The sequence below is a fragment of the Phenylobacterium sp. RIFCSPHIGHO2_01_FULL_69_31 genome, from assembly GCF_001824475.1.
In the GTDB taxonomy this organism is placed as follows: Bacteria; Pseudomonadota; Alphaproteobacteria; order Caulobacterales; family Caulobacteraceae; genus Phenylobacterium.
The window spans coordinates 96527-115904 of the sequence record NZ_MHXN01000028.1; the positions used below are offsets into that span (position 1 = coordinate 96527).

The following is a 19378-nucleotide window of genomic DNA, read 5'->3' on the forward strand; positions in this document are numbered from 1 at the left end:
TTTCATCCAACTGCAATATTCGGCGGAGGCCCTGTGCCCGGCGCGGCGGCGGAGACGGTCGGAACCCTCGAGGTCGCGCTGGAACATGCGGCGCGCCTGCTGCCCGTCGACGCCTCGGCCGCCGAGGCCCAGGCCCGCGAGATCCTCAAGGCCGTTCCCGACCAACCGCAGGCGCTGCGGTTGCTCGGCGCCGCCCTACGCCGCCAGGGCGACATCGAGGCGGCCGAGGCGGCCTATCTGCGCTCGGTGAAGGGCTCGGTGAAGGATCCCGCCCTAGTCCGGGCAGCTACCGCCCTGATGGAGAACCGCCTGGCCGCCGCGGAGCAGGCCTTGCGCGCGATCCTCATGGCGCGGCCCACCGACGTGGCGGCGATCCGTATGCTGGCCGAAACCGGCATGCGCCTGGGCCGCTACGACGACGCCGAGAACCTGCTGGCGCGCTGCGTCGAACTGGCGCCCGGCTTCACGGCGGCCCGGCACAACTACGCGACCGTCCTCTACCGGCAGAACAAGTCCCAGGCCGCCATTTCCCAGGTGAACCGGCTGCTGGCGGACGACCCGGCCAATCCCGGCTACCGCAACCTGAAGGCCGCTGCGCTCGCCCGGATCGGTGAGTACGAGCAGGCCATCGCTCTCTACGGCGCGGTGCTCAAGGACCAGCCGCGCCAGCCCAAGGTCTGGATGAGCTATGGCCATTCGCTGAAGACGGTGGGGCGGCAGGCGGAGTGCATCGAGGCCTACCGCCGCTGCGTGGCGCTGGCGCCCCAGTTCGGCGAGGCGTGGTGGAGCCTGGCCAACCTCAAGACGGTCACCTTCGATGCGGCGGACGTGGCCGCCATGGAGGGGCAGCTGAAGCGGGCCGACCTCTCCGACGAGGACCGCTTCCACCTGGAGTTCGCCCTCGGCAAGGCGCGCGAGGACGCCGGGGACTACGAGGCCTCGTTCGGCCACTACCAGCGCGGCAACGCTCTGCGGCGGCAGGCTCTCGACTACGAGGCGGACGAAACGGACGATCAGGTGCGGCGGGCCAAGGCGCTCTTCACGACGGCGTTCTTCGCCGCCCGCGCGGGGCAGGGCTCGTCCGCGCCGGACCCGATCTTCATCGTCGGCCTGCCGCGGGCGGGCTCAACGCTGGTGGAACAGATCCTCGCCAGCCACAGCCAGGTCGAGGGCACCCAGGAACTGCCCGACATCATCGCCCTGGCGCGACGCATCGGCGGCAGGGCGATGAAGGCGTCCGAGAGCCGCTATCCCGAGGCGCTGGCCGAGATGGGTCCGCGCGAGCTGACGGCGCTCGGCGAGGAGTACATGGCCCGCGCCGAGGTGCACCGGAAGCTGGGCCGGCCCTTCTTCATCGACAAGATGCCCAACAATTGGGCGCATCTGGGCCTGATCCACCTGGCCTTGCCGAACGCCAAGATCATCGACGCACGCCGCCATCCGCTGGGCTGCGGCTTCTCGGGCTTCAAGCAGCACTTCGCCCGCGGGCAGGGCTTCACCTACGATCTCTCCGACATCGGCCGGTACTACCGCGCGTATGTCGACTATCTCGCCCACTTCGACGCAATCCTGCCCGGACGGGTCCATCGCGTGATCTATGAGCGCATGGTGTCCGATCCCGAGGCGGAAACGCGCGCCCTGCTCGCCCACTGCGGTCTTCCCTTCGAGGAGGCCTGCCTGCGGTTCTACGAGAACGACCGGGCGGTTCGGACGGCCAGCTCGGAGCAGGTGCGCCGACCGATCTTCACCGACGCCGCCGACCACTGGCGGAACTACGACCCCTGGCTCGGCCCGCTCAAGGCCGCGCTGGGACCCGTGCTCGACGCATACCCGCAAGCGCCCGGAAGTTGAGGCGCTTCAGATCCTGAGGGGGACGACATGATGAACGATCAGCGGAATTTCAGGCGCGCGACGCGCTGGTCGGCGGGGCTTCTCGCCACGACCATGTTGACCGGCGCGGCCGGATCGGCCCTGGCCCAGACGTCGAGCGCGGAGCTGGAGGAGATCGTGGTCACCGCCCAGAAGCGGTCCGAGAACCTGCAGGACGTGCCGATCAGCATCCAGGCGTTGGGCAGCGAGCGGCTGGAGTCGCTGCAGGTCAACGACACCGTCGACTATGTGAAGTTCATGCCGAGCGTCACGGCGCCCACGGGCGCGCCGGGCTTCTCGAACTTCTACATGCGCGGCGTCGCTTCCGGCGAGAACAACAACCACTCGGGCCCGCTGCCCAGCGTCGGCGTCTATCTCGACGAGCAGCCGGTGACGACCATCACCGGGCCGCTGGACGTCCACATCTACGACATCGCCCGCGTGGAGGTTCTGGCCGGGCCGCAGGGCACGCTCTACGGCGCCAGCTCCCAGGCCGGCACGATCCGGATCATCACCAACAAGCCCGACGCATCGGGCTTCAAGGCCGGCTACGACCTCGAGGCGAATTCGGTCGCGCACGGCGACGTCGGCTACAGCGCCGAGGGCTTCGTCAACATCCCGCTGCATGAGAAGGCGGCGGTGCGCCTGGTGGCCTGGGCCGAACATGACGCCGGCTACATCGACAACATCCCCGGCTCGTTCGTCTACCCGACCGGCAGCATCCCGGTGAACAACGCTGGCGAGGTGGAGAACGACTACAACGAGGTCGACATCGTGGGCGCCCGCGCCGCGCTGAAGATCGACCTGACCGAGAACTGGTCCGTCACGCCCACCCTGATGGGGCAGCGGACCCAGGCGGATGGCGGCTTCGCGGCCGACCCCAGGCTGGGGGACCTCAAGGTCCAGCGGTATTACCCCGAAGGCGTGGACGACAAGTGGGTCCAGGCGGCCATGACCATCGAGGGCCAGGTCGCCAACCTCGACGTGCTGTACGCCGGCGCGCACATGCGCCGCTGGGTCGACACCGACTCTGATTATTCCGACTACAGCTACTTCTATGACACGCTGTTCGGCTATGGCGCCTACACCACCGACGACGCCGGCAACTTCATCAACACGTCGCAGTACATTCAGGGGCGCGACTACTTCAAGAAGACCAGCCACGAGCTCCGGGTCGCCAGCCCGACCGAGAACCGGTTCAAGGTGGTGGCCGGCCTGTTCTACCAGAAGCAGACCCACAACATCGAGCAGCGCTACCGGATCGACAACCTGGCCACCGCCACCGAGGTGCCCGGCTGGCCCGACACCTTGTGGTTGACCAAGCAGCTCCGGACCGACCGCGACTACGCCGCCTTTGCCGACGGCACTTTCGACCTGACGGATCAGCTGTCGATCACCGGCGGCATCCGCTTCTTCAAGTACAAGAACTCGCTCGAAGGCTTCTTCGGCTTCGGTCTCGGCTATTCATCCCGCACGGGTGTCGGCGCCTGTTTCGCTCCGACCGCGGTCGTGGAAGGCGGGCCGTGTACAAATATCGACACCACGACCGAGGGTGACGGGCACACCTACCGGATCAACGCCACTTACAAGTTCGATGACGACAAGATGGTCTACGCCACCTTGTCCACCGGGTTCCGGCCAGGCGGCGTGAATCGGCGCGGTGGCCAGCCGCCCTATGACGCGGACTTCCTGAAAAACCATGAGATCGGATGGAAGACGAGCTGGATGGGTAATCGCCTCCGGTGGAACGGCGCGATTTTCTACGAGAAGTGGAACGACTATCAATTCTCGTTCCTGGGCGCCAACGGCCTCACCGAGATCCGCAACGGCGGTAAGGCCAAGATGAAGGGTGTGGAGTCCGACATTAACTGGCTGGTGGCCGACGGGTTAACGCTGCAGGGGGCCGCGGCCTACACGGACGCCGAACTAAGTCAGGACTATATTCCCGATCCCTCCGCGCCGCCGGAGGCGCTCAAGGGCACGTCGCTTCCGGTTACCGCCAAGTTCAAAGGTAACCTGACGGCGCGCTACGAGTGGATGATCGGCGATATGGAGGCCCACCTCCAGAGTTCGGTGGTCTACACGGGCTCCGCATACCCGGACTTGCGCATCGTGGATCGGGCGGTCACCGGCAAGCTGCCCAGCTCGACCACCTTCGACTTCTCGTTCGGCGTGAACAAGGATAGCTGGCGGATCGAGGCGTTCGCCAAGAACCTGTTCGACGACGACGGGCAGAACGACCGGTTCGTGCAGTGCGCCACCGCCGTCTGCACGCGGGTCTATACGATCCCGATCCGGCCCCGGACCATCGGGGTGAAGTTCGGCCAGTCCTTCTAGGTCTCGTCCCACCAGGGATAGGCCGGCGGCATGTCCGAGGAGACCCGCCCCGGGAATCGGGGCGGGCGCTTCTCCAGGAACGCGCCGACGCCTTCGCGCACGTCCGGACCGGCGCCCAGCTGCATGGACAGCGGCCCGTCCACCTTCAGCAGGTCGAACGGATCGGGCGCGCCCGCGAACCGCCACAGCATCTGGCGGGCCAGGGCGATGGAGACCGGCGCGGTGTTCTCCGCGATCTCCAGGGCGATCTCGCGCGCCCGCGCCAGCACGGCCTCGGGCCCCACGACTTCGGCCAGCAACCCGCCGGCCTTCGCCTCCTCCGCGGTGATGAGCGTGCCGGTCAGGCACCAGCGCAGGGCTTGCGGGAGGCCTACCAGCCGGGGCAGGAACCAGGCGCTGCCGGCCTCGGGCACCAGCCCCCGCCGTGCGAAGATGAAGCCGATCTTCGCGGCCGACGAGGCGATGCGGATGTCCATCGGCAGGGTCAGGGTCGCCCCCACCCCCACCGCCGCGCCATTGATCGCGGCGATCGACGGCTTGCGGCAGTTGAAGATCGCCTCGACGAACCCGCCGCCCGCCTGCCGGGGCTGGCCCGGGGCCTGGAAGGCGACCGAGCCCTCGGCCTTGGCGTCGAAGGCGCCCGCGCCGCCGGAGATGTCGGCTCCGGCGCAAAAGCCGCGACCGGCCCCGGTGACGATCACCACCCGCACCTCGTCGTCCTGGTCCGCCCGCTGGAAGGCGTCGGCCAGTTCGGCGCCCATGACGGCGGTGTAGGCGTTCAGCTTGTCGGGCCGGTTCAGCGTGACCGTCAGGATCGGCCCGTCGACCTCGTACAGGATCGTCTCGTAGGACATGCGGCCTCCCTTGCCGTTTTCGGCATTCGGCGCGCTTGACGAGGGGGCAGGTCAACAGGCCGCGGATGGGCTATAGGCGCGGCCGTGAGGAGCCCCGCCGCCGACCCTGTCTCCATGCCTGGAAGCGATCTCGCCTGCGTCGCCTTGCGCGCCATCGCCTGGGCCGATCCGGTGGTCGTGGCCTCCGCCTTTGCGGAGGAGACGCACGCCTGCGTGCTGCTCTCGGGGGACGGGGGATGGTCCTACGTCCTGCGCCGTCCCGATGCGATGGCGGACGTCGGCCGCGACCTGTGGGCCCTGCTGGGCCGGGGCGAGATGTCTCCGGACGGGCCACCGTTCCAGGGCGGCGTGGTGGGGCTTGCGGGCTACGAACTCTCGGCCCAGCTCGAGCCGACGGCGCCCCAGGTCCGAGGCGCCTGGCCGGATCTGACCCTGCTGCGCTACCCCGCGCTCCTGGCGTTCCATGCGGGCCGGCGCCAAGCCCTGGCTGTTGGGCGGGGGCGTGACCGCGCCGCCGCCGGCGCCGCAGCCGATGGTGCGCTGGGCTGGCTGGATCAGGCGGGCGCCAAGCCCCGCGCTGGCATCCTCGCCGAAGACGTCGCGCTGTCCGTCCCCGACGAGCGCCATGCCGCGGCGGTGGCTGAGACAGTGGCGCGGATCGCCGCCGGGGAGATCTTCCAGGCCAACCTCGCCCGGCCGTGGCGCGGCCGTCTCGGCCCGGACGTCAGACCCTTCGACGTCTTCGCCCGCCTCGCCCGCCAGAGCGTGGCCGGCTATGCCGCGTTCCTGAACCTGCCGGGCCGCGCCCTGGTGTCGAACTCGCCGGAGCGGTTTCTGTCTGTCCGCCCCGGCCCCGACGGCCTCTGGGCCGAGACGCACCCGATCAAGGGCACCCGCCCGCGCGGCGCCGATGCGGCGACCGACGCGGCGCTCGCCGCCGAACTGCAGGCCAGCGAAAAGGACCGGGCCGAGAACCTGATGATCGTCGACCTGATGCGCAACGACCTGGCGCGCGTGTCGGTGCCCGGGTCGGTGCAGGTCCCGGAACTGTTCGGCCTGGAGAGCTACGCCAACGTCCATCACCTGGTCTCCCGCGTGCGCAGCCGGCTGCAGCCCGGCCGCGACGCCTGGGACGCCTTCCTGGCCGCCTTCCCGCCAGGGTCGGTCACCGGGGCGCCGAAGCTGCAGGCCATGCGCGTCATCGCGGACTACGAGGCGCCGCGCGGCCCCTATTGCGGCAGCCTGTTCTGGGCCGGCGTCGACGGCGCCCTGGACGCCAGCGTGCTCATCCGCACGCTCGCGCTGGTCGAAAATGCGGCGGGCTGGGCCTTCGAAGCGCGCGCGGGGGGCGGCATCGTCGCCGACAGCGATCCGGCGGCCGAAGTGGCTGAGACGACGGCCAAGATCGGCGCCATCCTCAAGGCCCTGATGGACGCGCCATGACCGAGATCCCGATCGACGACCGCGGTTTCACCCTCGGCCACGGCCTGTTCGAGACGGTGCTGTGGGCGGACGAGACGCTGGCGCACTGGGACGATCACGTGGAGCGTCTGGAGCGCGGCTGTCGGGCGCTACGCCTGCCGACGCCGGACCGTGAACAGCTTCGCAAGGCTGCCCTGGTCGCCTTGGACGCCGCGGGCAGCCCGATCCGCGCGGCCGTGCGTCTGAACTGGAGCGCCGGCTCCGGCGACCGCGGCCTGGATCCGCCGGCAGAGCCCAGCCCGCGCCTGACCGCCAGGGCCGCGGCGCTGGGCGCCGCGCCCGGCCCCGCCCGGCTGATCACCGCCCAGGTGCGGCGCAATGACCGCTCGCCGGCCTCGCGGCTGAAGACGCTCTCGTACCTCGACAACGTCATCGCCCGTGCCGAGGCGCGCGAGGCCGGCGCCGACGAGGCGCTGATGCTGAACACCGCGGGCGAAGTGGCCTGCGCGGCGGCGGCCAACGTGTTCTGGGTGCGGCACGACGAGGTGTTCACGCCGGACCTCGCCTGCGGCGTCCTGGATGGGATCATGCGGCGCCAGGTCATCGCCGCCTGCCATGGCCTGGGCGTCCCGCTGCAGGAGGTCTACGCCAACCCCGGCCGCATCGGGTGGACTCCGATGTTCCTCACCAACAGCCTGATGGGCGTCCGGCCCGTGGCCAGCCTGGACGGGCGCGACCTACCGAACTCGCCGCTGATCGCGGCCATCGCCAAGGCGGTCAGTCGAGCGTCGAGATGACCGCGCGCAGCGTCGAGACTAGCTGATCGATCTGCGCCTCGCTGACGATCAGCGGCGGCGACATGGCCAGGGTGTCGCCGGTGCAGCGGATCAGGATGCCCGCCTCGAACGCCGCCACCATCGCTGCATAGCCGCGCTCGCCCCCCTTCGGCGCCAGGTCGATGCCTGCCATGAGGCCCAGGTTGCGGATGTCGGTCACCAGCGGCAGATCTTTCAGGCCATGCAGCGCATCGGCCCAGGCCTCGGCCAGCGCGCCGGCCCGCGTGAACAAGCCTTCGTGGCGGTAGATTTCGAGCGTGGCCAGGCCCGCGGCGCAGGCCACCGGGTGTCCGGAGTAGGTGTAGCCATGGAAGAACTCCATGGCCGTCTCGGACCCCTCCACCACCGCATCGTGCACCTCGCGCCGCGCGAAGACCGCGCCCATCGGCAGGACGCCATTGGTGATGCCCTTGGCCGTGGTCATCAGATCGGGCGTCACGCCAAAGTACTGGGCGGCGAACGGCTGGCCCAGGCGACCGAAGCCGGTGATCACCTCGTCGAAGATCAGCAGGATGCCGTGGGCGTCGCAGATGGCCCGCAGCCGCTCCAGGTAACCCACCGGCGGCGGTATCACGCCGGCCGACCCGGCCACCGGCTCGACGATGACGGCGGCCAGGGTCTCGGCGCCATGCAAGGCGATCAGCCCCTCGAGGTCGTCGGCCAGTTCGGCGCCGTGGGGCGGCGCGCCGCGCGAGAAGGCGTTGCGGCCCACATCGAGGGTGTGCCGCAGATGGTCGGACGGGAGTAGCGGGTAGAGGCGGCGGTTGTTGACGAGCCCCCCGGCGGAAATGCCGCCGAAGCCGACCCCGTGATAGCCCTTCTCGCGGCCAACGATCTTTGTCCTCTGCCCCTGGCCGCGGGCCCGGTGATAGGCGATGGCGATCTTCAGTGCGGTGTCGACCGACTCCGACCCGGAGTTGGTGAAGAACACCCGGTCCAGGCCCTCGGGCGCCACCTTGGTCAGGGCGGTGGCGAAGTCGAAGGCGATGGGGTGGCCCATCTGGAACGACGGAGCGTAGTCCAGGGTCATCAGCTGCTGGTTGACGGCCGCCGCGATCTCGGGCCGGGCGTGACCGGCGTTCACGCACCACAGGCCCGACGTGCCATCCAGGACTTCGCGGCCGTCGTCGGCGCGGTAGTGCATCCCGTTCGCGGAGACGAGTAGGCGCGGGGCGGCCTTGAACTGGCGGTTCGCGGTGAACGGCATCCAGTAGGCCGAAAGGTCCGGGCGATTGTCGCGGTCGTAGGCCATGGGCGGCTCCGGGTCGGGCTGGCATGAAGCCAGCTTCGCAGCCCGCCTGCTAGTCCCCCGCGCCCAGCGGGCGGAAGTCCGGACCCAGCGTCCGGGCGGGCCGCCCAAACAGACCGGTCAGGGCCGTGGCGGCGGCGATCAGCCCACAGACCACGGCCGTCACCGCTGGACCCAGCGCCGCCAGCACGAAGGGCCCCGCCGCCGTGGACGCCATCATCGCCGAGATCACCAGCACCAGCCGCAGCCTCAGCACGGCCGCGTAGTCGTCGGCGTCGAGGCGGCTGCTGAAGAAGTTCAGCATCTGCAGGCCGGCGATGGAGTGGCCGACGCCCATCGCCAGCGCGGCCGTCGCCATGGCGGGAAGGCGAGCCGGCCCCGAAAGCATGGCCGCTGCTCCGACCAAGGCCTGGGTCAGCCCGATCGCCACATAGCCCTCGAACTGGCGCCTGAGCGGCCGCTGGGGCTGGGTCAGGACCACGAACGGGCCGGCCAGAAGCTCGGAGGCTGCGGCCGCGCCGAACACGACGGCCACGCCCGCCAGCCCGCTGGCGCCATCGCGGCCAGAGAAGATCAGCGGCACCGCGACCGTAAAGCCGAGCGCGTACGATCCGCCCCGCACCGCCGTCGTGACGAGCGCGCTCCAGACGCCGGGACAGGCGTTCGCCGCGTGTACGCCCCGCGCCAGGCGCCGGAAGAAGCTGGCCGGCGCGGCGTCGGCCGCCACGGCGCGCGGCCGATCCAGCCCCCGCCCCACGGCAGCGACGGCGCCCGCCGAGGCCAGGAAGCTCGCCGCGTTGACGGTCAGCAGGTGGATGGCCGGCAGCACGGCCAAGATCGCCGCCGCCAGGAACGGCCCGCTGGCCTGCGCGGCGCGGACCGTACCGTCGAACAGGCCGTTTGCGGCGCGCAGGCTGCTGGCCGGGGCGAGCGCGGGCAGGCTCGACAGGAAGACGGGTCGGTGGGTCGCCCCCATCGCCCCCAGCACCACGCTCACGGCGACCAGCAGGGGAAAGCCCAGGCCTGACGTCGCTGCGGCGGCCACGACGACCAGGCAAGCGGCGGCCGAAAGCAGGTCGACGCCGACCAGGAACCCGCGCCGGGGCAATGCCTCCACCACCGGTCCGCCCAGGATGCTGACCGCCAGGATGGCCGCCGACTGCGCCGTCACCATCAGCGAGGCGTTCGGCCCCGCCATCTCCGCCGCGAGCCAGAGGGCGCCGACCCCGTAGAGCTGCCCGCCGATGGCCGACAACGCCAGGCCGACCCACAGGACGCGGATCCGCCGGTCCCGCAGCAGCTCGACGTAGGGGTGGGCCATGTCGGGGAGTGTCGCGCCCGAATCGGGCCTAACGCCAATGGAGGTTCCGGGGCGGGATGGTGCAGGCGATGACCAGCGCCGGCCGAGCTATCTGGCCGTCCAGCTGGGCTGGCCGATGCCGTCGGTGCGGCAGGGACGACCGTGGAGGCAGACCTCGCGGAACTGGTAGAGCCAGGCCGCGGTCGGCGGGTTCACCCAAGAGCCCTGGGCGAACATGCGCAGGATCGCCGGCCCGCCCGCGGGATTGCGCACCCGGCGCGGCGCCCGGGGATGGTCCAGGTCGGCGAGGGGGATATGCCAGGCGGCGTGCACCTCCTCAGGATTGGGGACGATGCTGACGGGCTCAGGCGTCCAGAAGACGACAGGCGTCACCACGTGGCCGCCCAAGGTGACGAAGTCGTCCAGCAGGCCCAGGGCCGCCTCGCGGGACAGTTTGACGCCGAGCTCCTCGTCCGTCTCGCGCCGGGCCGTGTCGACGGCGTCCTCGCCCGGGTCGACGTTGCCGCCTGGCAGGGCATAGTTGCCGGCCCCGCGGCGCATGTGGAGCGCGCGTCGGGTCAGCAGAAAGGCTGGTCCGGCCGGCGTCGGAGACAACACGATCGCCACGGCCGCGCGACGGCGGCCCTCGGCTTCGATGGCGATCCGCTCGAACCCCGCCAGGTGGCCCTCGATCCGGGTGCGCAGCGCGTGCATGCGGTGACTGTAGCGCGGCGCCCTAGCGTCAGGGCCAGTCCTACGGGGCTTTCAACGTCGCGCACTGCCGGGCCGACAGATCCTTCGGCGGCGCGGTCTCGCCCGCGGGGACATTGCGCTTGAACGTGAAGGCGGCGAGCAGCGGGGTCTCCTCGTCCGAGAAGATGTCCTTGGGCATGGCGCGCAGTGCGATCACCACGTCGATGGCGCCCGGCGGCGTAAGGGTCGCGCCGAAGTTCCACGGCCTTCCCGGCTCCCGGGCATGCAGGACGTAGGTGCCGCTGCTGGGCGAGTGGGCCTTCATGCCCTCGCCGCTCAGGCCCTCGCCCTTGATCCGGTAGAAGAAATCGGCGTCGCCGTCGGCTTCCAGCCAGAGGGCCAGCTCGTGATAGTCGTCCTCGCCGACGGTCTCGTCGATCCAGGCGCAGACTTGGACCGCGCGAGCCGGGGCGGCGGCGGTCGCCAGGAGCGCCAGGCCGGCCAGCAGGACTTTCAGCATCGTGGGCCCTTCCGATGGCCGAGCCTATGACGTTTGGCGTTCGGGCGCGATTGGAGTCATGCTTCGGCCGGACGGAGGATCTGCGCAAAGACGCGAGGCCCCGGAGGAGGAACCATCATGGCGGACGGCGCGGCCAACCTGCGTGACCTGGCGTATTCCACGCCGCTCGAGGATCTCAATCCGGGCGATCCGGACCTCTTCCTGCACGACGCCTTCTGGCCCTACTTCGAGCGGCTGCGGCGGGAACAGCCGGTGCACTGGTGCAAGGACAGCGAGTTCGGGCCCTACTGGTCGGTGACGCGCTACCAGGACATCATGGCCGTGGACACCAACCACGCGGTCTTCTCGTCGGAGGCGGCGCTGGGGGGCATCACCATCCGCGATGCCCGGCCCGACCTGCGCCGGCCCAGCTTCATCGCCATGGATCCGCCGCGCCACGACGTGCAGCGCAAGACCGTGAGCCCCATCGTGGCGCCGCAGAACCTGGCGCTGATGGAGCCGATCATTCGCGAGCGGGCGGCGAAGATCCTGGACGAATTGCCGGTGGGCGAGACATTCGACTGGGTTGACCGCGTCTCGATCGAGCTGACCACTCAGATGTTGGCGACGCTGTTCGACTTCCCATTCGAGGAGCGGCGCAAGCTGACGCGCTGGTCCGACGTGGCCACGGCCTTGCCCGTGCCGGGCGGGATCGTCGAGACCGAGGACCAGCGCCAGGCCGAGCTGATGGACTGCCTGGCCTACTTCACCCGCCTCTGGAACGAGCGGGTGAACGCGCCGCCCAGGGGCGACCTGGTGTCGATGATGGCCCACGGCGAGGCGACGCGGAACATGACCCCGGACGAGTACCTGGGGAACATCATCCTGCTGATCGTCGGCGGCAACGACACCACCCGGAACTCGATCAGCGGCGGTCTCTTTGCCCTGAACCAGTTCCCCGAAGAATACGACAAGCTGCGCGCCAATCCCGAGCTGATCGCCAGCATGGTGCCCGAGATCATCCGCTACCAGACCCCGCTCGCGCACATGCGCCGCACGGCGCTGCAGGACACCGAGATCGCCGGGCAGCCGATCCGCAAGGGCGACAAGGTGATCATGTGGTACGTCAGCGGCAATCGCGACGAGACGGCCATCGAGAATCCGGAGGCCTTCATCATCGACCGGGAACGCCCGCGCCAGCACCTGTCGTTCGGCTTCGGCATCCATCGCTGCGTCGGCAACCGCCTGGCCGAGCTGCAGCTCAAGATCGTCTGGGAAGAGATCCTCAAGCGCTTCCGCCACATCGAGGTCGTCGGCGAGCCCAAGCGCGTGCGCTCGAGCTTCGTGAAGGGTTACGAGACGCTGCCGGTGCGCATCCACGCCTGAGACGCGGCAGTACGCGCAATCGCTTCCCTTCCTGCCGGGCTTCCGGGATGCTGCCGGCCGCTTAACGAGTCGAGGGAAAAGCGATGAAGACCCGGGCCGCCGTCGCCTTCGAGGCCAAGAAGCCGCTGGAGATCGTGGAACTGGACCTGGAAGGTCCGCGGGCCGGCGAGGTGCTGGTGGAGATCAAGGCCACCGGCGTCTGCCACACCGACGCCTACACCCTCGACGGACTGGATTCCGAGGGCATCTTCCCATCGATCCTGGGCCATGAGGGCGCCGGTGTCGTGGTCGAGGTGGGCCCCGGGGTGACCTCGGTGGCCGTCGGCGATCACGTGATCCCGCTCTACACGCCCGAATGCCGGCAGTGCAAAAGCTGCCTTTCGCGCAAGACCAACCTCTGCACGGCGATCCGCGCGACCCAGGGCAAGGGGCTGATGCCCGACGGGACCAGCCGGTTTTCGTACAAGGGCCAAACGGTCTTCCACTACATGGGCTGCTCGACCTTCTCGAACTACACGGTCCTGCCCGAGATCGCGGTGGCCAAGATCCGCAAGGACGCGCCGTTCGAGACCGCCTGCTACGTGGGCTGCGGCGTCACGACCGGGGTGGGGGCGGTGGTCAACACCGCGGACGTGGAAGCCGGCGCCAACTGCATCGTGTTCGGCCTGGGGGGCATCGGCCTCAACGTGATTCAGGGGCTTCGGCTGGTGGGCGCCGGCATGATCGTGGGCGTCGACCTCAACCCCGCGCGCGAGGAATGGGGCCGCCGCTTCGGCATGACCCATTTCGTCAATCCGAAGGACGTCGAGGGCGATCTCGTGGCGCACCTGGTCGCGCTCACCGACGGCGGCGCGGACTACACCTTCGACGCTACGGGCAATACGACGGTCATGCGCCAGGCGCTGGAGGCCTGCCACCGCGGCTGGGGCGAAAGCGTGATCATCGGCGTCGCCGAGGCCGGCAAGGAGATCGCCACGCGGCCGTTCCAGCTGGTCACCGGTCGGGTGTGGAAGGGCACGGCGTTCGGGGGCGCCCGCGGGCGAACCGATACGCCGAAGATCGTCGACTGGTACATGGACGGGAAGATCGAGATCGATCCCATGATCACCCACAAGCTGCCGCTGGATCGGATCAACGAGGCCTTCGATCTCATGCATGCGGGCGAAAGTATTCGAACCGTGGTCGTCTACTGAGGTTCTCTGCCCGCCCCGCGGGAAGTGAATGTTGGATCAATCTTGGATTGTCAGTCGTCTCTGGAAAGGTAAGGTTGTCCGGCTGGAGTTGATGGGGGACGCACGCCGGTGCGAGTTTCGACGGCGATCTCGTCCGTCTTCGGGTGGACGCGAATACGGACGTTCGCACTTGCCGCGGGTCTCGGCAGCCTGATCGCGCTCACTCGGATTTCCCTCCAGACGGCCTTCGGCCCCAACGCACCTTTCCTCCTCGCCTGGCCCGGCATGATGCTGGCGGCCTTCATCGGCGGCTTCTGGCCGACGATCTTCGTCGCGGGCGTCGGCTTCCTGGTGGGGCAGTGGGTCCTGGAGACCGCGGAGGCACGCCCCATGGGCCCCGGCGCCATCATCGTCTACGGGGCCTTCGCGCTCGTGTTCGCCATCGCAGGCGGCGCCCGCCAGCGGGGGCTGAGGCGCGCGCAGGCCCAGGCGCAGCGCATGGCGGAACTGCAGCGGCAGATGGTGCGGGTCTCGCGGCTGAACGCCATGGGTGAGATGGCCGGCTCCCTCGCCCACGAGCTGAACCAGCCGCTGACCGCGATCGCCAACTACCTCAATGCCGCCGAGCAACTGCTGGGCCGCGAGGATGTGCCGGCGCCGCGCGTGAGCGAGTTGGTCCGCAAGGCGGGCGACCAGGCCGTCCGGGCGGGGCGGATCGTGGCGCGGGCGCGGGCCAGCCTGGACCGCGGCGAGATCGTCGCCGTGGAAGAATCGGTCCCCGACCTGGTGCAGGAGGCCGTCGAGGTCGCGCGGGCTGGGATCGCCCGCGACAGCGTGGTCATCCGCTACGAGTTCGACCGGGCCGCCGATCGCGTGCTGGCGGACCGGCTTCAGGTCCAGCAGGTGATCCTGAACCTGGTGCGCAACGCCGTGGAGGCGATGGCCGAACGCACCCGGCGGGAACTGAAGATCGCCGCTCGCGCCGCGGAGCCGGGCCTCGTCCAGCTCAGCGTCGCCGACACGGGCCCCGGCATTTCACCCGAGGTGGCCGACCGCCTGTTCCAACCGTTCGTGACCGGCAAGCCGGACGGTATGGGCGTGGGCTTGTCGATCTCGCGGAACATCGTCGAAAGTCACGGGGGACGGATGTGGGTCGAAGGCAATGCCGACGGTGGCGCGACCTTCCATTTCACGTTGAAGCGTGCGGGGCGGGAGGCCTGACATGACGCTGGGGGGGACGGTCCACATCATCGACGACGACGATGCGGTGCGGGACTCGCTCGCCACCTTGCTGGATGCGTCGGGGTTTGCGGTCAGCGCTTATGCGTCGGCCGCCGCCTTCCTCGACGGCATCGAGACGGCGGTCAGCGGCTGCGTCGTCACCGATGTGTGCATGCCCGAGATCAGCGGTCTCGAACTGCTCCGGCGGCTGAGCGACCGCCTGCCGCAGTTCCCGGTGATCGTGCTGACCGGGGAGGCGGACGTGCCGACGGCGGTGGAGGCGCTCAAGAACGGGGCGTTGGACCTGATTGAAAAGCCGTATTCGGCCGAAACCATCGTGGCGGCCGTGCGTCAGGCGCTGACCCAGCTCGAAGTTCGCAGCGACTTGGACAGCCGCCGCAATGAAGCGGCGGAGCGGCTGGCGGCGCTGTCGGCGCGCGAGCGCGAGGTCTTGGACGGCGTCGTCCGGGGCCTGTCGAACAAGGAGATCGCCCGCGAGCTCGGCATCAGCCCCCGCACCGTCGAGGCCTACCGCGCCAACCTGATGATGAAGATGGGCGCCGACAGCCTGTCCGACCTGGTCCGGATGGCGATCGAGGCGAGCGCGGGTCGCTAGGCCGCGGCGTCCAGGGCCGCCTGCACCGCCTCGACCAGGAACTCCGGCGCAAACGGCTTCTCGATCACCGCCCGGGCCCCTTGGGCCAGGGCCTCCTGGGCCAGGGTGCGGCTGGCGCGGGCGGTGACCACCAGCACGGGGATATGCATGTTCCGGGCGTTGAACGCCCGCAGCAGCTGCAGCCCGTTCATCTCGGGCATCTGGATGTCGGTGATCACGCATCCCGCCAAGCCGCGCTCGGCCTGGGACAGGAACGCCTGCGCCGTGGCGTAGGTGGTGACGTCGAAGCCGCGCGTCTCCAGCATGATGGCGAGCGAGTCGCGCACCGCCTCATCGTCGTCGATGACATGCACAGCCGGGGGCGCCATGGCGTCGCGATCGGCTTTCCTGGCTGGGTGAACGCCGTTCAGGCGAGGGACCGGGATCGTGACGCCAAACGCCGGTCGCCGAAATCCCGGGCGGTCACCTACGGGATTCTACGGTAGCCGCGGGCGGCTTATACGGCGCCGTCCTCGACGATCATCCTGGCCCCCTTCTCCGCGATCATCATCGTTGGCGAGTTGGTGTTTCCGGAGGTGATCGCGGGCATCACGGAAGCATCGGCAATCCGCAGCCCCCCAATCCCGTGCGCTTTCAGGCGGGCGTCGACGACCGCGAGCGGGTCGGTGGCCAAGCCCATCCTCGCGGTTCCCGCCGGATGGAAGATCGTCGTGCCGAGCTGCCGCGCCGCCGCCAGGATCTCTTCGTCGCTTGTGGCCGCCGAACTCTGTCCCCGCTCCCGGGCCCCATAGCGCCGCAGCGGCTGCTGGCCGGCGATCGTCCGCACGAGCCGCAGCGATTCCACCGCGACGCGTTGGTCCTCGAGCGTGGCGAGGTAGTTGGGCTGGATCGCCGGGGCTGCCGCCGGGTCGGGATTGCGGGCATGGATGCCGCCCCGGCTGGTGGGCCGCAAGTTGCAGACGCTGATGGTGATGGCCGGGAAGGCGTGCAGCGGATCGCCGAACTTCTCCAGCGACAGCGGCTGGACGTGGAACTGCAGGTTCGGCGTCGCGTGCTCCGGCGAGGACCGGGCGAAGGCGCCCATCTGGGACGGCGCCATGGACATCGGCCCCTTGCGGAAGGCCGCGTACTCCAGCGCCATGAGCGGCCGCCGCCACCAGGACCTGTAGAGCGCGTTCATGGTGGGCACGCCCGACACCTCGAAGATCGGCCGGATTTGCAGGTGGTCCTGGAGGTTCTCGCCGACGCCGGGCAGATGGCGGAGGGTTTCGATCCCCAGGCCGGCCAGCCGTGAGCCATCGCCGATGCCCGACAGTTCCAGCAGGTGCGGGGTTCCGACCGCGCCGCCCGCCAGCACGACCCCGTCGCGCGCCCGGGTCTCGAACGTCTCGCCGCCCCGCCGCCAGCGCACGCCGACCGCCCGACCGCCCTCGATCAGGACCTTCTCGACATGGGCAGCGGTCTCCAACCGCAGGTTCGGACGCCGAAGGGCAGGCTTCAGGAAGCCGGCCGCCGCGCTCCACCGCCGGCCTGCGCGCTGGTTCACCTGGAAATAGCCGCTGCCGGCGTTGTCGCCGGTGTTGAAGTCGACCACCCGCGCCACCCCAGCCATCTCGGCCGCCTCGGCGAAGGCGTCCAGCACCCGCCAGCGCATCCGCGGATGCTCCACCCGCCAGGCGCCGCCCTGGCGGTGGTGCTCGTTGGGCGGCGCGATGTGGTCTTCCTGGTCGAGGAACAGCGGCAGGACGTCGTCCCAGCCCCAACCCAACAGTCCTCGCTGCCGCCAGCCGTCGTAGTCCGCGGCCTGGCCGCGCATGTAGATCATGGCGTTGATGGCCGAGCAGCCGCCGATCACCTTGCCACGCGGATAGCGCAGGCTGCGCCCGTCCAGGCCCGGGATCGGATCGGTCTCGAACATCCAGTCCGCGCGCGGATTGCCGATCGAAAAGAGATAGCCGACGGGGATGTGGAACCAGATCCAGTCGTCCTTGCCCCCGGCCTCCAGCACCAGGACCCGGCGCGTGGGGTCTGCCGACAGCCGGTCGGCCAGCACGCAGCCGGCGGAACCGGCGCCCACTACGATGACGTCGGCGGAGGTGGAGATGGCCAGGGCCCGGCTCCTCGTTCGGTTGGCTTGGCGGGCGTTCTAGCGGAGGTCGCGCCGGGCGCCCATCTAGGGGCGCCGGAGAGCTTCAGTGTCAGTCGCCGAGATCGTTCCCTTCGCCCGTGCGCCACGCGCCGGGCGCGACGCCCAGGGCGCCCATCCCATCCTCACCGTCCGCGCCGGCGCCGTCAGGGTTCGACACCAGGCCGCAATGTCGTTCGACCTGTCCTACGCGGGCGACCGGCCGATGCTGCTCTACGTCTTCCAGGCGCCGAGGTCGGCGGCGGAACAGGGGTGCCGGCCGGGCGCCTTCGCCCTGCTGAAGCCCGGCACGTCGCTGGAGATCCATCATCCCGAGCCTATGGAGGTGCTGGCCGTCGCCTACGATGGCGATCGGGACCTCGTACTGGGGGACCTGGAGGATGCTCCACCCGGCGCGAGCGACCCCGGCGTCCGCCTGCTGGCCCAGGAGATCCGCCGGGTCCTGCGCGAAGAGGACGCTTCGGACCCCCGCTATGTAGAGACCCTTGCCGAGAGTCTGCTAGTGCGAGCGGCCGCCGTCGCGGCCTCGCCCCAGTCCGCCGCCGCCACCCGCGCGCTGACGCCGCACAAGCTGCGGCGCCTGACCGCCTTCATCGACGCCAACCTGGATCGACCGCTGCAGGTGGCGGAACTTGCGGCGGTGGTCGGTCTCAGCCGCGCCCATTTCACGCGCGCGTTCCAGAGCGCGGTCGGCCAGACGCCCCATCGCTTCGTGCTCTCCCGCCGCCTGGAGGAGGTTCGATCGGCGCTGGAGGCGACCGCGGACGATCTGTCGCCCCTCGCCGTCCGCTACGGCTTCTCCAGCCACGCGCACATGTCGTCGGCCTTCCGCGCCGCCTATGGCGCGACGCCGTCCAGCTATCGGCGCGGCCTGGCAGCCAGCAGACCCCGGGCGCTGCCCGCCTCCTGAAACGCCGACGCGCCCGGAGCGTGCTCCGGACGCTGGCGTGCTGAATCCGATGAAGGCTCCGACGCCCCGCCCGGGTGGGGGAAGGGCGAGGCGCCGGAGCGGGCCTCAGGCTGGGGGAGCGCTAGAGGCCGAGCTTGTAGCGGAAACCCACGGTCACCGCGTTGGTGTGATAGTCGCCGTCGAAACGGGTCGGGCCAGCGCCGGCCTTCACGTCCGTCACCGCCAGGTAGCGGTAGGCGATCTCGCCGGTGAGGCGGTCGCTGAACGGATGGGCCACGCCGGCCTTCAACTGATAAGCGAAACCGGTGTCGTCCTCGCCGCGCGACTTGACCTGCGCCAGGCCGATGCCGGCGCCGACGAACGGCTGCCACGCGCCGCCGCGGTTGAAATCGTAGTAGCCGTTGACGAAGCCGCCGACGGTGGAGGTCTTGCCGGGAACGGAGCCCTTGTTGTCGGCGCTGAGATAGGCGATCTCGGCCTCGGCCCGCAGGTTGTTGGCGAATTCGCGCCCGACGGCGCCGCTCACGGCCCAGCCGGTGTCGCCCTTGCGGTCAGGCGTGGCGTCGAGACGGCTCTCGAAGGTCGCGCCGGCGTTACCCTGGACATACCAGTTGGCGTCCTGCGCCGAAGCGGCGCCGGCGGCGAAGGTGGTCGCGACGGCCACAGCCGCCAGAGTGAGAGACTTCATGTGGTTTTCTCCTTCCCCGGTTCGCCCGGGATTGACGGGAAGGAGTTGGGGCCGCCGGGGCTGGGTCGCTTCCACGCAACGCGCGCACTTTCAAAGCTGTGCGGAAAAGCGCTGCGCGGGCGTCGGCCCCGCCCGCGATCGCGCGCCGTGCCTTCGATTTCAGGTGAAACAGCTTGGCTA

17 protein-coding genes are annotated in these 19378 nt (G+C 69.9%); 9 read left to right on the plus strand and 8 right to left on the minus strand.

The window, feature by feature from the left end; genetic code table 11:
• The first annotated feature begins 33 nt into the window (after window positions 1–33).
• Window positions 34–1851 (plus strand): tetratricopeptide repeat-containing sulfotransferase family protein, encoded by a 1818-nt coding sequence (locus A2790_RS14625; protein ID WP_293393076.1) that lies wholly within the window; start codon window positions 34–36, stop codon window positions 1849–1851.
• Between the two features lie 27 nt (window positions 1852–1878).
• Window positions 1879–4206, plus strand: a complete 2328-nt coding sequence (locus A2790_RS14630) for a TonB-dependent receptor (RefSeq protein ID WP_293393078.1) — start codon at window positions 1879–1881, stop codon at window positions 4204–4206.
• Here A2790_RS14630 and A2790_RS14635 read toward each other — a convergent pair.
• Entirely contained in the window at window positions 4203–5060 is an 858-nt protein-coding gene (locus A2790_RS14635) for an enoyl-CoA hydratase-related protein (RefSeq protein WP_293393080.1), read from the minus strand. The genes A2790_RS14630 and A2790_RS14635 overlap by 4 nt on opposite strands.
• Before the next feature lie 84 nt (window positions 5061–5144).
• Here A2790_RS14635 and A2790_RS14640 point away from each other — a divergent pair, with 84 nt between their 5' ends.
• Together A2790_RS14640 and A2790_RS14645 are read left to right on the plus strand one after the other, a co-directional pair.
• Complete coding sequence (locus A2790_RS14640; protein WP_363081002.1) at window positions 5145–6503, plus strand: anthranilate synthase component I family protein; 1359 nt, start codon at window positions 5145–5147, stop codon at window positions 6501–6503.
• Complete coding sequence (locus tag A2790_RS14645; RefSeq protein WP_293393082.1) at window positions 6500–7279, plus strand: aminotransferase class IV; 780 nt, start codon at window positions 6500–6502, stop codon at window positions 7277–7279. Before A2790_RS14640 ends, A2790_RS14645 begins: the two co-directional genes overlap by 4 nt.
• On the opposite strand, the gene A2790_RS14650 is transcribed toward A2790_RS14645, so the two are convergent.
• The 4 genes from A2790_RS14650 to A2790_RS14665 all read right to left on the minus strand — a co-directional run bounded on the left by A2790_RS14650 (window position 7260) and on the right by A2790_RS14665 (window position 11080).
• A complete protein-coding gene (locus A2790_RS14650; RefSeq protein WP_293393084.1) occupies window positions 7260–8570 on the minus strand; it encodes an aspartate aminotransferase family protein in 1311 nt (436 codons plus the stop codon). The genes A2790_RS14645 and A2790_RS14650 overlap by 20 nt on opposite strands.
• A gap of 49 nt (window positions 8571–8619) precedes the next feature.
• Window positions 8620–9888, minus strand: coding sequence for an MFS transporter (locus tag A2790_RS14655; protein ID WP_293393086.1), 1269 nt, complete (start codon window positions 9886–9888; stop codon window positions 8620–8622).
• 87 nt (window positions 9889–9975) lie between these two features.
• On the minus strand, window positions 9976–10581 hold the full coding sequence (locus tag A2790_RS14660) for a CoA pyrophosphatase (RefSeq protein ID WP_293393088.1): 606 nt from the start codon (window positions 10579–10581) through the stop codon (window positions 9976–9978).
• Window positions 10582–10621: 40 nt separating this feature from the next.
• Window positions 10622–11080: a hypothetical protein gene (locus A2790_RS14665; protein ID WP_293393089.1), complete on the minus strand. Its 459-nt coding sequence runs from the start codon at window positions 11078–11080 to the stop codon at window positions 10622–10624.
• A 117-nt stretch (window positions 11081–11197) separates the two neighbouring features.
• On the opposite strand from A2790_RS14665, the gene A2790_RS14670 reads away from it, so the two are divergent.
• The 4 genes from A2790_RS14670 (at window position 11198) to fixJ (ending at window position 15454) form a co-directional block, all read left to right on the plus strand.
• A complete protein-coding gene (locus tag A2790_RS14670; RefSeq protein WP_293393091.1) occupies window positions 11198–12445 on the plus strand; it encodes a cytochrome P450 in 1248 nt (415 codons plus the stop codon).
• Window positions 12446–12528: 83 nt separating this feature from the next.
• Window positions 12529–13638 carry an S-(hydroxymethyl)glutathione dehydrogenase/class III alcohol dehydrogenase gene (locus A2790_RS14675; protein WP_293393093.1) on the plus strand — a complete coding sequence of 370 codons (1110 nt, stop codon included), beginning with the start codon at window positions 12529–12531 and terminating at the stop codon, window positions 13636–13638.
• A 108-nt stretch (window positions 13639–13746) separates the two neighbouring features.
• Complete coding sequence (locus tag A2790_RS14680) at window positions 13747–14838, plus strand: ATP-binding protein (protein WP_293393095.1); 1092 nt, start codon at window positions 13747–13749, stop codon at window positions 14836–14838.
• A 1-nt stretch (window position 14839) separates the two neighbouring features.
• Window positions 14840–15454 carry a response regulator FixJ gene (gene fixJ, locus A2790_RS14685; protein ID WP_293393097.1) on the plus strand — a complete coding sequence of 205 codons (615 nt, stop codon included), beginning with the start codon at window positions 14840–14842 and terminating at the stop codon, window positions 15452–15454.
• On the opposite strand, the gene A2790_RS14690 is transcribed toward fixJ, so the two are convergent.
• Both A2790_RS14690 and A2790_RS14695 read right to left on the minus strand, forming a co-directional pair.
• Entirely contained in the window at window positions 15451–15822 is a 372-nt protein-coding gene (locus tag A2790_RS14690) for a response regulator (RefSeq protein ID WP_293393099.1), read from the minus strand. The two genes, fixJ and A2790_RS14690, sit on opposite strands and share 4 nt — an antisense overlap.
• Before the next feature lie 128 nt (window positions 15823–15950).
• Window positions 15951–17531, minus strand: coding sequence for a GMC family oxidoreductase N-terminal domain-containing protein (locus A2790_RS14695; protein ID WP_293393101.1), 1581 nt, complete (start codon window positions 17529–17531; stop codon window positions 15951–15953).
• Window positions 17532–17649: 118 nt separating this feature from the next.
• On the opposite strand from A2790_RS14695, the gene A2790_RS14700 reads away from it, so the two are divergent.
• Window positions 17650–18510, plus strand: a complete 861-nt coding sequence (locus A2790_RS14700; protein WP_293393103.1) for an AraC family transcriptional regulator — start codon at window positions 17650–17652, stop codon at window positions 18508–18510.
• Window positions 18511–18631: 121 nt separating this feature from the next.
• Here A2790_RS14700 and A2790_RS14705 read toward each other — a convergent pair whose 3' ends face one another.
• A complete protein-coding gene (locus A2790_RS14705) occupies window positions 18632–19198 on the minus strand; it encodes an outer membrane beta-barrel protein (protein WP_293393105.1) in 567 nt (188 codons plus the stop codon).
• Window positions 19199–19378: the final 180 nt, after the last annotated feature.